The sequence below is a fragment of the Methylobacterium sp. J-026 genome, from assembly GCF_022829585.1.
Taxonomy (GTDB): domain Bacteria; phylum Pseudomonadota; class Alphaproteobacteria; order Rhizobiales; family Beijerinckiaceae; genus Methylobacterium.
In genome coordinates this window covers 45,009-58,250 of the sequence record NZ_JAKSYC010000272.1, presented here as the reverse complement: position 1 = coordinate 58,250, position 13,242 = coordinate 45,009, and the positions used below count along the sequence as shown (strand labels likewise).

The window sequence follows — 13,242 nt, the reverse complement described above, 5'->3', positions numbered from 1 at the left end:
GAGTCGCAGAGTTCGCAGCCTCCATGTCCATGAGAGCTCTCGTTCTTGAACTGCTGAGGTTCCGCCAATGAGCCGACACGCCCACAAAACGCGCGTCCTGCCGTCTCTCGACGGACCGCAGCGCGTCGTGTGCTACCTGCGCGTTTCCACTGGACTGCAGACGAATCGGATCTCTCGCTCCCCGACCAGCGGGCACAGGTGCATGCCTTCTGCGCCGCCAAGGCTTGGCCAGTGGTGGACGCGTGTGTCGAACCATGTGCCTCGGCGACCGACGACAACCGGCCCGCATTCGAGACGATGATCGAGCGCGCCTGCGACGACGACCATCCCTTCGACGTCATCCTCGTCCCCTCTCATCCGCGATTTCTTCGGGATGCCTGCGGGCGCGATCCGTACGTGCGCCGCCTCGCCGAGGCCGGCGTGCGCCTGATCTCGGTCACCGAGGAACTCTACAACGACCCCATCCAGGTGATGATACGGCAGGTGATCGCCCGGTTCGACGCGTACCAGTCGAAGCAGCTTTCATCTCTCTGAACGTGCTCACCACCCCTGCCGTGCCGAGGTTCCCGCCGTGAGTCATTACACCCGCAAAGCGCGCGCCATGCCTGCTCTCGATGAGCCTCAGCGTGTCGTCTGCTACCTGCGCGTTTCCACCGGACGCCAGGCCGAATCGGATCTCTCGATCCCCGATCAGCGAGCGCAGGTGCACGCCTTCTGCGCCGCCAAGGCTTGGCCGGTGATGGGGGAGTATGTCGAGCCGGGTGCCTCGGCCACCGACGACAACCGCCCCGCGTTCCAGAAGATGATCGAGCGCGCCTGCGACGACGACGACCCCTTCGACGTCATCCTCGTCCACTCATACTCGCGGTTCTTCCGGGACTCGTTCGGTCTGGAGATGTACGTGCGCCGCCTCGCCAAGGCCGGCGTGCGGCTGATCTCGATCACCCAGGAACTCGGTGACGATCCCGCCCAGGTGATGATGCGGCAGGTGATCGCCCTGTTCGACGAGTACCAGTCGAAGGAGAACGCCAAGCACGTGCTGCGGGCGATGAAGGAGAATGCGCGTCAGGGCTTCTACAACGGCGCTCCGGTGCCGCTGGGCTACACCGCCGTCGAGGTCGAGAAGCGCGGGGCCCGGATCAAGAAGCGGTTGGCGGTCGACAGCGTCGAGGCGGAAACGATCGCACTGATGTTCCGCCTCTACCGCCATGGCGACGGCATCTCCGGTCCGCTCGGGGTCAAGGCGATCTCCTGCCATCTCAACGAGCGCGGCTACCGCACTCGCTCCGGGGGTCGCTTCGGGGTCGCGACGGTTCACGGTATCCTGACCAACCGCGTGTATGTCGGCGAGTGGGTGTTCAACCGGCGCTGCTCGCGGACGCTGACCGAGAAACCGAAGGCGGAGCAGATCCCGATCACTGTGCCGGCGATCATCTCCCTGTCCGAGTTCGAGGCGGTGCAGGCGACGCTGAAGGCGCACAACCCACGCACCACGCCGGCCCGGGTCGTGACCGGCCCGATCCTGCTCACCGGGCTGGCGACCTGCACGACCTGCAGCGGCCCTATGACGCTCCGCACCGGCACGTCGAAGTCCGGCCAAGTCCATCGCTACTACAGCTGCTCGACCCACGGCCGGCAAGGCAAGACCGGCTGCACCGGCCGATCGATCCGGATGGACACCCTCGACACGTTGGTCACAGACCGCCTCGTGGCGGAGCTGTTGCAGCCTGACCGGCTGCGGACGACGCTCGCCTCGCTTTGGTCGGTGAGGGCGGAGAAGGCGATCCAGGTCGACGTGCGGGTGGCGGCGCTGCACCGCGAGGTCGCCGGGGCGGAGGAGAAACTGAAGCGCTTGTACCGAATGATCGAAGAAGGAATGACCGACCTCGACGACATCCTGAGGGACCGTCTTGCGGCGCTGAAACAGGAGCGGGACCGCGCCAAAGCGGCGCTCGACCGGATCCACGTCAACGCGCGTCCGCCGGCGGAAATCGCTCCGGACCTCATCGAACGATTCGGCCGTCTGATGCGCGAGAACGTGACGACGGGAGAGATCCCGTTCCGGAAGGCGTGGCTTCAGGCGATCGTCGACCGGGTCGAGGTCGGGGCAGATGTCATCCGCATCGTTGGCGGGAAAGAAGCCCTGGAAACAGCCATCCTTGATGCCGGCTCAGCCGCGCCCAGTGTTCGCAGTTCTGTACGGAAGTGGCGCGCCCGAAAGGATTCGAACCTCTGACCCCCAGATTCGTAGTCTGGTGCTCTATCCAGCTGAGCTACGGGCGCCTGACACGGCGGCGGGGTCTCGCCCTGCCGGTGTGAGGGGGCTTCTAGAGGCTCGGATCGGGCTTGGCAAGACACATCGTGGCAAGAGAATCCGGACACGAGCGTCGCCCCCGCTGGGTCAGAGAATCCGGGCGCTCGCCTTCACCCGCTCCTCCGCGGCCCGGATCGCCTCCGGCGTGCCGACATGGAGCCACTGGCCGTCGAGGCGCATGCCGAACAGCCGCCCGGCCGCGATCGCCCGGTCGAACAGGAGGTTGAGCGAGAACGCCCCCTCCGGCGTGTCGGCGAACAGGCCCGGGTCCAGGATCGCCACCCCGGCATAGATGAACGGCGCCACCGCACGCTCGCCGCGGCGCTCCAGGCGCCCGTCCGCATCCATCACGAAATCGCCGGCGCCCTCGTAGCCGAGGCTGGTGGTGGTGGGGGCCACGAGGAGCAGCCCGTCCATGCGGGCCGCGTCCCAGGTCTCAACCAGCCGGCGCAGGTTGGAGGCCGGCCCCTCCAGCCAGAACGAATCCGCGTTCAGCACGACGAAGGGCGCCTCGCCCAGGAGCGGCAGCGCCTTGCGAATGCCGCCGCCGGTCTCCAGCAGCGCGCCGCGCTCGTCGGACACGATCGTGGCCGGCCCCCGGCCCGGCGCCTCGGCCCGGCGGGCGAGGTGGCCCTCGATCAGGTCGGGCAGGTAATGGACGTTGACGACCGCGGTCCCGATCCCCGCCTCGGCGACCCGGTCCAGGGCGTGGTCGAGGAGCGCCTTGCCGGCCACCTCCACCAGGGGCTTCGGCACCGTGGCGGTCACCGGCCGCATGCGCTTGCCCAGGCCGGCGGCCAGGACGAAGGCGCGGCTGACGGCTGGCTCGAGCTCGCTCATGCGGGGCGGATCCGGTGGTCAGGGTTCGGGGGCGGGGGCGACCAGGCCCGGCAGGTGTTCCGCGTGCCAGGCCCGCAGCCCGGCCAGCGCCGGATGGGCGAGGTTGCGGGCGAGGTAGCCCTCGATCCGCGGCAGGTGGGCGAGGTAGCCGGGCTTGCCGTCGCGCCGGTCGAGCCGGGCGAAGATGCCGAGGATCTTGGTGGCGCGCTGGGCCGCCAGCAGGGCGTAGGCGGTGGCGAAGGCGCCGACGTCGAAGGCCGGGTCCCGGCCCCGGCGCTCCCGGGCGTAGAGGCCGAGGAGCCGCAGCTCGAACTCGGCGCTGGCATCGACCCGGGCATCCTGCAGCAGCGAGGCGACGTCGTAGGCCGGGTGGCCCATCACCGCGTCCTGGAAGTCGATCAGCCCGACCCGCTCCAACCCGTCCCGGTCGGGCAGCCAGATCAGGTTGGGCGAATGGTAGTCGCGCAGGGTCCAGGTCGGCCGGTCCGGGACCGCCCCCTCCAGGGCCGCCCGCCACAGAGCCACGAAGTCCGAGCGCGCCGCCTCCGGCAGGGTCACGTCCCGGATCGCCGGGGCGTACCAGTCGGGCAGCAGCTCCGCCTCGAACAGCAGCGCCTCCGTGTCGTAGGGGGGCAGCACGTGGTCGATGCCCTCCGCCACCGGCAGCACCGCGGGCAGGGGGGTGGCGTGGAGCCGCGCGAGCAGGCGCACGGCCTCGGCGTAGCGCTCGGGCCGCGGGGCGCCGGCCTCGATCATCGGCTCGCTGCCGAGATCCTCCAGGATCAGCAGACCCTCGGCGAGGTCCTCGCCGTAGATCTTGGGCGCCGAGAAGCCGAGCGCCCGCAGCCCCCGGTCGAGGGCCACGAAGGCGTGGACGCTCTCGGCCAGATGCACGATCGCGCTGTAGGGCTTGCCGTCGCGCACCGGCGGCCCGTCGGGCCGGGGCGGCGCGATCATCAGGACCGCGCTGGTGCCGTCGGGCTTGGTCAGGCGCTCGTAGGCGCGGGACGAGGCGTCGCCCTGCATCAGCGCGCGCTCGGCGAGGTCCCAGCCGCTGCGGTCGAGGAGCCGGCGCACCGCCCGGGCCCGGTCGAGCCGGGCGCGCATGGCGCCGGTTCCGGCGATCCGGGCGAGCCGCGCCCCGGGACCGAACTCCGCCCGCAGGGACAGGTCGACGCTGAGCACCGGCCCGTCGCGGGCCGGCAGCCGCTCGGGCCATTCCACCAGGGTGATCGCCCCCTCGGCCAACTCGTCGAAGCCGAGTTCCACCAATTCGTCGGCGTCGCGCAGGCGGTAGAGGTCCGCGTGGATGATCGGCCGGCCGTCCCGGGTCGCGTAGGGCTGGATCAGCGTGAAGGTCGGGCTCGGCACCTCCAGGCGCGGGTCGCCGGTGAGTTCGCGGATGACCGCACGGGCGAGGGTGGTCTTGCCGCCGCCCAGGCCCCCGGAGAGCGTCACGACGTCCCCCGGGAGCAGGAACTCGGACAGGAACAGGCCGAGATCCTCGGTGGCGGTCTCCTCCGGCAGCACGAATTCCCAGGGCGCGGATGCGCCCGCCGCCCCGCCGGCCCTCTGCCCGTCCCGATCGTCCCCGTCCAAAGCCCGCCTCCGAGACCCGAAGACGCATGGTCCGAAAACACGCCACGGATGCAAGCGTTTCCGGCCCCTCTCGTGCGCTTCCCGTTCGCCCGGTGCACCGAAACCACGCTCGCGGGCATCGGCTGCGGATTGCCGGACCGGCGCCGTGCTTGGCATACCGCTTGCCGAGGGCGACGCGAACGACCCGCGGGCCGGCCCGGCCCCCCATTCGACGATCAGGCAGGGAGTGACGCATGAAGCGCGAGGACCTCACCGAGAAGCTTCTCGACATCAAGCGCGAGAAGGGCTGGAGCTGGAAGCACATCCACGCGGAGATCGGCGGCCTGTCGCCGTTCCTGATCACCGCGGCCTGCATGGGCCAGATGAAGCTGCCCAAGGCCCAGGCGAAGCGGGCGGCCGCCCTGTTCGGGCTCACCGCCGCCGAGGAGCGCATGCTCAACGAGGCGCCCTATCGCGGCTCGATCCCCCAGATGCCGCCCACCGACCCGCTGATCTACCGGTTCTACGAGCTGGTGATGGTCTACGGCACGACCTTCAAGGAACTGATCCAGGAGGAGTTCGGCGACGGCATCATGTCGGCGATCGACTTCAACATGGACATGGCCCGCGAGGCCAACAACAAGGGCGACCGGGTGCGGCTGACCATGTCGGGCAAGTTCCTGCCGTACAAGTATTACGGCAACGACGACGACACGCCGGAATACGGCTTCAAGGAGGGCTGAGCGGCCGGGGGGGGCGATCGGGATCCGCCGCATCCGCCGTGCCCGCAGGGGCTGGCGGATTCACGGATCGCGTCCGGCCGGGGGCAACGGCCGGCCCCAGGCGCGTCGCCCTTCCCCCACGGCCTGCCGGGTTCACACGTCTCGGGCTGACGCCACCATCTTGAAAGGAAGGCGCTGTTTCCCTCCCCCTTGCGGGGCGGGGTCAGGGGTGCGGGTGGTGCAGACGGCACCGCACCGTTCGATCCTGCACCACCCGCAACCTCCAACGCCGCCCCGCACGAGTGAGGGGACCCGAGCCCCGCCGATCTGACCGGCGAGCGCGCTGAGACCTCAAACCTCTGTAGCCCCCTTGCCGTCGCCGGAGCGAGGCGGAATCCCCGGCGTACCGCGTGGCTGTGCAACCGGGCGTCGCCCCAGGTCCTTGATCTGACGCGCTCGCAGACGGCGAACCGGTCCCCGTTTCGGCGGCGAGCGCGCGAGGACCCCCGCATGACAAGCCCGATGTCTCCCGAGCGCCCCGACCCGACCTATCCCGATCCGTCACCGGCGCATCCCCCGAATCCCGACCGGACGCCGCTCCCCGAGCCTCCGGGCATGCCCGACGATGGGCCGGACGAGGTCCCGCCGTCCAACGAGCCGCTGGGCATCCCGTCCGGTGCGCCTCCGGAGATCGGGTGAAACCGGCCCGGCGGATCCGGCTGCCGCTCGCGTCCTGATCCGCGAAACGGCGGCCACCGCTTCGGTCTTGCAGGACGAGCCCGGCGCCCCGCCACGGGGGCGTCGGGCCGCATCGGGCCTGTCGCGAGATCATCGAAAATAAAATCCGTGACTTTTTGCGCGTTCGCACGTTTACATTTATTGCAGCACACATCCATCATGTTTTAAATGATATCAAAGACTGCGGAGATACGTCATGCCGATTGTCGGATACCCGGCCTGGCAACCGGTCATCGATGCGAACACGCGCGAACACGTCCGTTTCGCGATGTCGGATGGGCGCAGGCTTATCCCATGCCGCATCGCGATCAGCACGCTGCGCGACTGCTTCGGCGATGCGGATTCCGAGCCGATCGCCCTCTTCGAGAGTTTCCAATGCGAGATCGAGGGCTTCGCCAGCAATAAATACGAATTCGGCGGGGTCATGAACGACATCGTCGAGATTAAAGAAGCCGATATGTCTTGATTTCGGCTCACAGGATCAGGAAAATTGTAATGACAAGTCCCAGATTGACGGGCATCGAATTCAGCTGGTTCACCAAGTGCCAGATGTTGGCCTCGAACTACGAGCAGCATTGGGGCATGCAGCTCGAGCCCGAGACGGGAACGCTGGTCGAGACCCTCGCCGCCGATGCGCGAACGGTCTTCACCGGGCCGCAATCCCTGCAGCGTGTGGCTGCACGGCTCGGCCTCGCCGCAGACGCGATCTCATCGACCAAGGACGAGGCGGGTCCCGTCGCCAACCGGCGGCACGAGATCGATCGCGGCGCGGAAGCGCTCCGATACATGTCCGAGAAGCTGGCCCAGGTCGCGGCGGCCGTAGGCGCGCAGGAACGCCCCTCGGCACAGGTGTCGAGCGGTCCCGTCGTGCGCCCCGCGCCTTGACGAGCGGCGGCGGCCTTCGGATCCACGGGCGAGATCCGCGCCCTACATCGTCACGATGATGGATTTTCAGACGATCGGGACGCTGTGCGACCGGAAGCTCATCTCGGAGGACGAGGTGGACGCCGCCGTCGAAGCCTTCCTGTCCGGGTCGGTCGCGAGCGTGTTCCTCTTCCAAGGCGGCTATCGGCTGAACCTCGTCAAGGCGGTGCGCAGCCACCCGGGCGCCCAGGAATTTGTCGGTCGTCCCAATGTCGGCATCGGACTGAAGCGCCCCTTCGTGCGCGCCGCGTTCCTTCAGGCGCGGCCGATGCCGCGCCCGGACGATTGATCCGGTCGGGATCGGTCGGCCACGTCGCCCGACCGGCCACGGCTCCGCCCGGCCAGGATGGCGCGCCGGAGAGCGGGAGCCCGGGGATGTCGGACCGGGTCCGGGACAGGCCGGTCGCGTCATATTCGCGGATCCGAGCATCAGAATTGGTGGGCGCCACGGCAGCGTCCCGCGGATAGACTCCGGACGTCGGATCGCCGGTCGGTATCCGGCCGGTGCGCGCGACGCGCCCGACCTGCCCGCGCACCGTCGCCCCGGACCCGGCCCATCGGGACGGCGGCGATGCGGTGGCGCTCATCCCGAACCGTGGTCCGGAGATGCCTATGCCGACGCACCTCTGCATCGATCCGACCGATCAATACAGCGACGCTCAGGTCCTGGTGACATTCAAGGGGGACGGCAGCGACGTCAGTCTGATCTCGGTGATCAACGCCGCGCACGACGACATCCTCCCCGACCTTGAAGAGATACAGCGTCAGGATCTTCGCGATGAAATCACTGCGGCGGTGCATCGGATCGACGGCCCGCTTCGACGGAACGTGCAAAGCCCTCGCGCCTAACGCATCGTCCTGAATACCGGGATCAGGGCGATGCGCTAGATCTTTGATCTGGCATCATCGTGTTCCGAAAGGCGGCAACCCCCGTTCGGGACGATGCCGTGGAGCGCTGTTCGCCAAGGTGGGTGCCCGGCGCGGCGCCAGAGGGCCCGTCGCAGCGCGGGTCTCGGGCCGCGAACGCCTATGCGGGGGCATCCGGACCGGGGGCGGGCGCTGCGGCAACATCGTCCCGGCGTCGATCGTCCCGCGCGACAGCCCCGGAGGGCTTCGATGACAGATCATTCGACCATGCGGCGTGCGACGGCCGAACTCCTCGGCACGTTCTGGCTGACATTCGGCGGATGCGGCGCGGCGGTGCTGTCGGCGGCCTTCCCCGAACTCGGCATCGGCTTCCTGGGCATATCCTTCGCCTTCGGCTTCACCGTCCTGACCATGGCCTACGCGGTCGGGCATATCTCCGGGGGCCACTTCAATCCCGCGGTCACCCTCGGCTTATGGTCGGCCAGGCGATGTGCGAGCCGGCATGTGGTCCCCTACATCCTGGCGCAGGTCGCGGGGGCGATCCTGGCGGCGGGCGCCCTCTACCTGATCGCGTCGGGGAAGCCCGGCTGGGTTCCGAACGGCTTCGCCGCGAACGGGTACGGCGACCTCAGCCCCGGCCGGTTCGGCATCGTCTCCTGCCTCGCCATCGAGTTCCTGGCGACGTTCTTCTTCCTGTTCATCATCATCGGAACGACCTCGAAGGGGGCGGCGGTGGGCTTTGCCGGCATCCCGATCGGTTTCGCCCTGGTTCTGATCCACCTGATCTCGATCCCGGTGACCAACACCTCGGTCAACCCGGCGCGGAGCACGGGGCCGGCGCTGTTCGCGGGTGAGGCCTATATCGGGCAGCTGTGGCTGTTCTGGCTCGCGCCCATCGCCGGGGCCATGGTGGCGGGCAGGCTCGCGCGGTGGTTCTACGAGCCGGCCGACATGGTCGAAACCGTGGTGGTCGAGAAGGCCGCCGTCCGGCCGATCTGAAGGCGGGCGTGACGGGGCGGACAGCCCCGGCGACCGTCGATCAATCCTCCCGGATTCGTCCCGGATCGAGCCGCGGTCGCGATCCATCTTCGCGCCCCCCGCGCACGACCCTGACATCCCAGAGGATCGGTCCGGCGCACAACGGAACGACGAAGATCCTCGATTCAAAGTCTCTCGGGAGCCTCCCGCCGCCGTCGGCACCGTCCCACCGGCAGCGAAACGGCCCGTCCCCGATATGGGCCGGCTCCGAGGAACCCAGCACGCCGGGCGGGAAACATCCTGTCCGGATGCGACGGTCGCAACGACCGCAACACGCACCGGTCACCGGTGCAACGAAGGAAACCAGCCATGGCTCAGACATCCCACGCCGAAGCCTCCAAGCATCACGAGGCCGCGGCCAAATCCCACAAGAGTGCGGCCGATCATCATGCGAAGGGTGACATGGCCACGGCCACGAAACACTCCGAGGAAGCGCATGGCCATTCGGTCAAGGCGCATGAGAGCTCGGCCAAGGCCCACGCCAAGAGCACCGGCAAGCACTAACATCTCCATCGCCTGATCGAACACGGAGCGTGGGCCGCGTGTCCGCGCTCCGGACCGGGATGGGGGCGGCTGCCGAGTCTGAACGCCCGTTTGACCGCGCGATTGCGATCGCGCGGCCGTCCTGACCGACGTGTAGCCTGATCGTCGCCTCTTCGTGAGGTTTTGCCCAACAGCCTCGAAGGAGCCGTCCAGGGATCACGCGGCCGGCTGGAGGCCTTCTTGTATAGCTCCGCTCCGCGACACGCCGCAGGGTGAGGTCGGGGCGGGGAAAGAACAGCCGAACAGGCTCAAGAATTATCGAACTACATTGATAATATGATCATAATATTATAAGTTAGATTTTGATTTCAGGATTCGTCAATTTTTATCCAATTATACTCAGCTTTTGGGAAGAGACGTTTGATCGGGCTATGCCGGCGTAGGCCCGGCGCCGGGCGCCATCCGTGGGACCGCCGGCTGCCGTCACCGCCCCGGGCGGGCGCGTCCCGCGAGATCTTTCCTTAACGGTGCGCCTGTAGCCTCGGCGGCCCGATGTCGTCGTGAGCGTCCGCCTGGGCGCCGGAGCGCCTGCCGCCATGACCCTGCTCAGCGTGATCTGCCTGGTCTCGGGGGCGTCGCTTGCCGGCCTGGCGCCGCGGCGCTCGGTGCAGCAGGCGGCCCTGGAGGGGGCCGGGGGCGGCCTGATCGTGCTCGGACTTGTCATCATCGGCGCGGGATTGCCCGTCTTCCGATAGCGACCCGTCCCGCGACCCCGCCGGGGACGAGGCCCTACGCCCGCGCCTCGGCGCCCTGCAGGACGGCCCAGATCCGCGGCAGGGCGGCCCGGGCGGCCCGGTGCCCGAGGGCAATGCCCTCGGCGGCGCGGTGGAAGTCGAACAGGCCGAAGCCGGCCACGTCCGGGCCGATGGCCACGTCCGGCGGGTCGCGCTCCAGCCGCGCGCGCGAGATCCGGTCCTGGGTGATGTTGAAGGCGTCGAGCACCACCCGGGCGAGGCCCGGCACGGCGATCTCCGGCTCCGCGCTCTCGAAGCCCGGCAGCCGCTCGCGCAGGGTCTGCAGGAAGCCGCGGCGGAGCGGATGCTTTGGCGCCTCGCGCACCACCGGGCCGCCGGTGTCGCCGTTGAGATTGACGCAGATCACCAGATCGGCGCCGAGCGCCCGCGCCAAGGCCACCGGCACCGGATTGACCAGCGTCCCGTCCATCAGCACCCGGCCCTCGTGGGTCACCGGGGGGAACAGGCCGGGAATCGCATAGGAGGCGCGCACCGCGTCCACCGCCGGACCTTCGGTCAGGCTGACCTCCCGGCCGCTGCCGTACTCGGTGGCGACGCAGCCGAAGCGGATCGGCAGACTCTCGATGCGGCGCTCGCCGAGGTCGGCCCGGAGCCGCTGGCGCAGGCGATTGCCGGCGATCAGGCCGGAGCCCGGCAGCCGCGGATCGATCAGCCCGACCACGCGGCGCCGGGTCAGCGCCCGGGCGAAGGCCTCCAGCCGGTCGAGGCGCCCGGCCGCGTAGCAGGCGCCCACCACCGCCCCGATCGAGCAGCCCGCCACCACGGTCGGGTGGATGCCCGCTTCCTCGAGGGCGCGCAGCACGCCGATATGGGCCCAGCCCCGAGCCGAGCCGCCGCCCAGGGCCAGCCCGATCCGCGGGCCCGCCCTGGGCAGGGGCCGGATCGGCTCGACCGCGCCGGGCAGAAAGGACGTGACGGCGGGACAGTCTTGCCACCCGGTCGCGGCAAGGCTCGCGCTCATATCCCGGCGCTCTCCAGGGTGACGCCGCCGTCCGGCTTCCGGACGACGCCGCGGTAGAAGCAGTCCCGCCGGCCGGTATGGCAGCAGCCGCCGTCGCCGCCGACCGCGACCCGGATCAGCAGGGCGTCCTGGTCGCAATCGACCCGCATCTCGACGACGCGCTGGATCTGGCCGCTGGTGGCGCCCTTGTGCCAGAGTTCCCGCCGGGAGCGCGACCAGTACCAGGCCTCCCCGGTCTCCAGGGTGCGCGACAGCGATTCGGCGTTCATGTGGGCGAGCATCAGTACCCGGCCGTCCCCGGCATCGACGGCGATGCAGGTGATCAGCCCGTCCCGGTCGAAGCGGGGCATGAAGGCCGTACCCTCCTCGACCTCGGCGCGGGAGCCGGGGGGATCGAAGGCGATGTCGCGCGCGGTCATGGGGCGGGGGCGGGGACCTCTGGTTCGCGGGTCCTATAGGCTACTTGGCGCCGCCGCGCACCAGGGTCAGGAAGCGCACCTGCTCGTTGGCGTCGCCCTTGAACACGCCGCGGAACTGGCTGGTGATGGTCGAGACGCCGGCCTTCTGGACGCCGCGCATCGCCATGCACAGGTGCTCGGCCTCCACCATCACGGCGACGCCGCGGGGCTTGAGGATGCTCTCGATCACGTCGGCGATCTGGGCCGTCATGGTCTCCTGCGTCTGCAGGCGCCGGGCGAAGGTGTCGACCACCCGGGCGAGCTTCGACAGGCCGACCACGCCCCGGGTCGGGTAATAGGCGATGTGGGCGAGCCCCATGAACGGCACCATGTGGTGCTCGCAATGGGAGTGGAACGGGATATCGCGCACCAGCACGATGTCCGAGTAGCCCTCGACCTCCTCGAAGACCCGTTCCAGGAGCTTCTCGGCATCGACCCCGTAGCCACCGAACAGCTGCTCGTAGGCCTTGGTCACCCGGGCCGGGGTGTCGCGCAGCCCCTCGCGGGCCGGATCGTCGCCGGCCCAGCGCAGCAGCGTGCGCACGGCGGCCTCGGCCTCGGCGCGGCTCGGGCGGCCGGTCTCGATCCCGTCCGGGACGCGGGTGGCGGAGGCCGGTTCGGGGGCGACCTCGGCGGGACGCCCGTCATCCACCGGCCGGTTGTCGTTGCGCATGCCGTTCAGCCCTTGCCCGTCGAGCCCGCCCCGGTCGAAGCCCGGAGTGTCGCCCTGGTAGGACAGGGATTTGAGCGCGGCATCCATGGCATCTCCGGCCCGCGCGACGCGGGACTTCATCGGGGTGCTGTCGGGCTTGGCGTACATCGTTGGATCGCGTCGGGCGTTCGAGGGAAGATCCCGGGCTCGAAAAGGTTTCAAGCCGGCGCCCCGGGCGGTTCAGAAGCTGTGGGAATCACCGTGGCCGTGGGCGCGACCCTGGTCGACGGTCCGCCTCCTCGCGAAGCGTCCGTCCGGCGCCTATATCATCGTTCGCGGGGCAACGCGCAATGCGCGATGCACGCGGCAGCGTCCCGATGGGATATGCGCTTCCGGCCGAGGACCCGATGCTCGACGACATCTACAATCGCCGTATCCTGGAACTGGCCGCCGATATCCCGCGGCTCGGCCGGCTGGAGCACCCCGAGGCCAGCGCCACCGCGCATTCCCGCCTGTGCGGCTCGACCGTGACGGTGGATCTCGTGCTCGGCGCCGACGGGCGGGTCGCGGATTTCGCCCAGGAGGTCCGGGCCTGCGCCCTCGGGCAGGCCTCCTCGTCGCTGATGGGCCGGCACGTGGTCGGCGCCAGCGCGGAGGAGCTGCGCGCGGTCCGCGCGACCATGCGGGCGATGCTCAAGGAGAACGGTCCGGCCCCCGGCGGGGCCTGGGCGGATCTCGCGGTGCTGGAGCCCGTACGGGAGTTCAAGGCGCGCCACGCCTCGACGCTGCTGACCTTCGACGCGGTGGTGGACGCCCTCGACCGGATCGCCGCCAAGCGGCAGGCCGCGTGAC

General features: G+C 69.5%; 17 protein-coding genes and 1 tRNA gene. 12 read left to right on the top strand and 6 right to left on the bottom strand.

From position 1 onward, the window contains the following. Positions 1 to 129 precede the first annotated feature (129 nt). Together MKK69_RS23510 and MKK69_RS23505 are read left to right on the top strand one after the other, a co-directional pair. A complete protein-coding gene (locus MKK69_RS23510; RefSeq protein ID WP_313900879.1) occupies positions 130 to 534 on the top strand; it encodes a recombinase family protein in 405 nt (134 codons plus the stop codon). 67 nt (positions 535 to 601) lie between these two features. Beyond that, positions 602 to 2,236, top strand: a complete 1,635-nt coding sequence (locus tag MKK69_RS23505; protein ID WP_243971874.1) for a recombinase family protein — start codon at positions 602 to 604, stop codon at positions 2,234 to 2,236. On the opposite strand, the gene MKK69_RS23500 is transcribed toward MKK69_RS23505, so the two are convergent. The 3 genes from MKK69_RS23500 to tsaE all read right to left on the bottom strand — a co-directional run bounded on the left by MKK69_RS23500 (position 2,207) and on the right by tsaE (position 4,753). Continuing rightward, a tRNA-Arg gene (locus tag MKK69_RS23500) sits at positions 2,207 to 2,283 on the bottom strand. The genes MKK69_RS23505 and MKK69_RS23500 overlap by 30 nt on opposite strands. Positions 2,284 to 2,401: 118 nt before the next feature. After that, positions 2,402 to 3,154, bottom strand: coding sequence for a nucleotidyltransferase family protein (locus MKK69_RS23495; protein WP_243971872.1), 753 nt, complete (start codon positions 3,152 to 3,154; stop codon positions 2,402 to 2,404). A gap of 18 nt (positions 3,155 to 3,172) precedes the next feature. Then, the gene (gene tsaE / locus MKK69_RS23490) at positions 3,173 to 4,753 is read right to left on the bottom strand and encodes a tRNA (adenosine(37)-N6)-threonylcarbamoyltransferase complex ATPase subunit type 1 TsaE (RefSeq protein ID WP_243971870.1); all 1,581 of its coding nucleotides are present in this window, start codon (positions 4,751 to 4,753) and stop codon (positions 3,173 to 3,175) included. Positions 4,754 to 4,986: 233 nt separating this feature from the next. Between tsaE and cynS the strand changes: the two genes are divergently transcribed. From cynS to MKK69_RS23445, 9 genes are all read left to right on the top strand, one after another. Continuing rightward, the gene (gene cynS, locus MKK69_RS23485) at positions 4,987 to 5,475 is read left to right on the top strand and encodes a cyanase (RefSeq protein WP_243971868.1); all 489 of its coding nucleotides are present in this window, start codon (positions 4,987 to 4,989) and stop codon (positions 5,473 to 5,475) included. A gap of 489 nt (positions 5,476 to 5,964) precedes the next feature. Further along, positions 5,965 to 6,153, top strand: a complete 189-nt coding sequence (locus tag MKK69_RS23480) for a hypothetical protein (RefSeq protein WP_243971866.1) — start codon at positions 5,965 to 5,967, stop codon at positions 6,151 to 6,153. Between the two features lie 235 nt (positions 6,154 to 6,388). Next, positions 6,389 to 6,658, top strand: coding sequence for a DUF1488 family protein (locus MKK69_RS23475; RefSeq protein WP_243971864.1), 270 nt, complete (start codon positions 6,389 to 6,391; stop codon positions 6,656 to 6,658). A 29-nt stretch (positions 6,659 to 6,687) separates the two neighbouring features. After that, positions 6,688 to 7,077 (top strand): hypothetical protein, encoded by a 390-nt coding sequence (locus tag MKK69_RS23470; RefSeq protein ID WP_243971862.1) that lies wholly within the window; start codon positions 6,688 to 6,690, stop codon positions 7,075 to 7,077. A gap of 115 nt (positions 7,078 to 7,192) precedes the next feature. After that, positions 7,193 to 7,405, top strand: coding sequence for a hypothetical protein (locus MKK69_RS23465; RefSeq protein WP_243971861.1), 213 nt, complete (start codon positions 7,193 to 7,195; stop codon positions 7,403 to 7,405). A gap of 215 nt (positions 7,406 to 7,620) precedes the next feature. Then, positions 7,621 to 7,965, top strand: coding sequence for a hypothetical protein (locus MKK69_RS23460; protein ID WP_243971859.1), 345 nt, complete (start codon positions 7,621 to 7,623; stop codon positions 7,963 to 7,965). A 267-nt stretch (positions 7,966 to 8,232) separates the two neighbouring features. Continuing rightward, on the top strand, positions 8,233 to 8,982 hold the full coding sequence (aqpZ, locus tag MKK69_RS23455; RefSeq protein ID WP_243971857.1) for an aquaporin Z: 750 nt from the start codon (positions 8,233 to 8,235) through the stop codon (positions 8,980 to 8,982). Between the two features lie 348 nt (positions 8,983 to 9,330). After that, positions 9,331 to 9,525, top strand: a complete 195-nt coding sequence (locus tag MKK69_RS23450; RefSeq protein WP_243971855.1) for a hypothetical protein — start codon at positions 9,331 to 9,333, stop codon at positions 9,523 to 9,525. Between the two features lie 539 nt (positions 9,526 to 10,064). Then, positions 10,065 to 10,259, top strand: coding sequence for a hypothetical protein (locus MKK69_RS23445; protein WP_243971853.1), 195 nt, complete (start codon positions 10,065 to 10,067; stop codon positions 10,257 to 10,259). A 34-nt stretch (positions 10,260 to 10,293) separates the two neighbouring features. Here MKK69_RS23445 and MKK69_RS23440 read toward each other — a convergent pair whose 3' ends face one another. The 3 genes from MKK69_RS23440 to folE are packed head-to-tail and all read right to left on the bottom strand — an operon-like array spanning position 10,294 to position 12,558. Next, on the bottom strand, positions 10,294 to 11,280 hold the full coding sequence (locus tag MKK69_RS23440) for a patatin-like phospholipase family protein (protein WP_243971851.1): 987 nt from the start codon (positions 11,278 to 11,280) through the stop codon (positions 10,294 to 10,296). Further along, complete coding sequence (gene hisI / locus MKK69_RS23435) at positions 11,277 to 11,699, bottom strand: phosphoribosyl-AMP cyclohydrolase (RefSeq protein ID WP_243971849.1); 423 nt, start codon at positions 11,697 to 11,699, stop codon at positions 11,277 to 11,279. The genes MKK69_RS23440 and hisI overlap by 4 nt, the downstream gene beginning before the upstream one ends. Before the next feature lie 40 nt (positions 11,700 to 11,739). Continuing rightward, complete coding sequence (gene folE, locus MKK69_RS23430) at positions 11,740 to 12,558, bottom strand: GTP cyclohydrolase I FolE (protein WP_243971848.1); 819 nt, start codon at positions 12,556 to 12,558, stop codon at positions 11,740 to 11,742. 239 nt (positions 12,559 to 12,797) lie between these two features. On the opposite strand from folE, the gene MKK69_RS23425 reads away from it, so the two are divergent. Further along, complete coding sequence (locus tag MKK69_RS23425; RefSeq protein WP_243971846.1) at positions 12,798 to 13,241, top strand: iron-sulfur cluster assembly scaffold protein; 444 nt, start codon at positions 12,798 to 12,800, stop codon at positions 13,239 to 13,241. The last annotated feature ends 1 nt before the right edge of the window (position 13,242 follow it).

Coding starts and splice junctions, on each gene's coding strand:
- MKK69_RS23505 (WP_243971874.1), top strand. CDS start 602: ATGCCTGCTCTCGATGAGCCTCAGCGTGTCGTCTGCTACCTGCGCGTT.
- MKK69_RS23495 (WP_243971872.1), bottom strand. CDS start 3,154: ATGAGCGAGCTCGAGCCAGCCGTCAGCCGCGCCTTCGTCCTGGCCGCC.
- cynS (WP_243971868.1), top strand. CDS start 4,987: ATGAAGCGCGAGGACCTCACCGAGAAGCTTCTCGACATCAAGCGCGAG.
- MKK69_RS23480 (WP_243971866.1), top strand. CDS start 5,965: ATGACAAGCCCGATGTCTCCCGAGCGCCCCGACCCGACCTATCCCGAT.
- MKK69_RS23475 (WP_243971864.1), top strand. CDS start 6,389: ATGCCGATTGTCGGATACCCGGCCTGGCAACCGGTCATCGATGCGAAC.
- MKK69_RS23470 (WP_243971862.1), top strand. CDS start 6,688: ATGACAAGTCCCAGATTGACGGGCATCGAATTCAGCTGGTTCACCAAG.
- aqpZ (WP_243971857.1), top strand. CDS start 8,233: ATGACAGATCATTCGACCATGCGGCGTGCGACGGCCGAACTCCTCGGC.
- MKK69_RS23450 (WP_243971855.1), top strand. CDS start 9,331: ATGGCTCAGACATCCCACGCCGAAGCCTCCAAGCATCACGAGGCCGCG.
- MKK69_RS23440 (WP_243971851.1), bottom strand. CDS start 11,280: ATGAGCGCGAGCCTTGCCGCGACCGGGTGGCAAGACTGTCCCGCCGTC.
- hisI (WP_243971849.1), bottom strand. CDS start 11,699: ATGACCGCGCGCGACATCGCCTTCGATCCCCCCGGCTCCCGCGCCGAG.
- folE (WP_243971848.1), bottom strand. CDS start 12,558: ATGTACGCCAAGCCCGACAGCACCCCGATGAAGTCCCGCGTCGCGCGG.
- MKK69_RS23425 (WP_243971846.1), top strand. CDS start 12,798: ATGCTCGACGACATCTACAATCGCCGTATCCTGGAACTGGCCGCCGAT.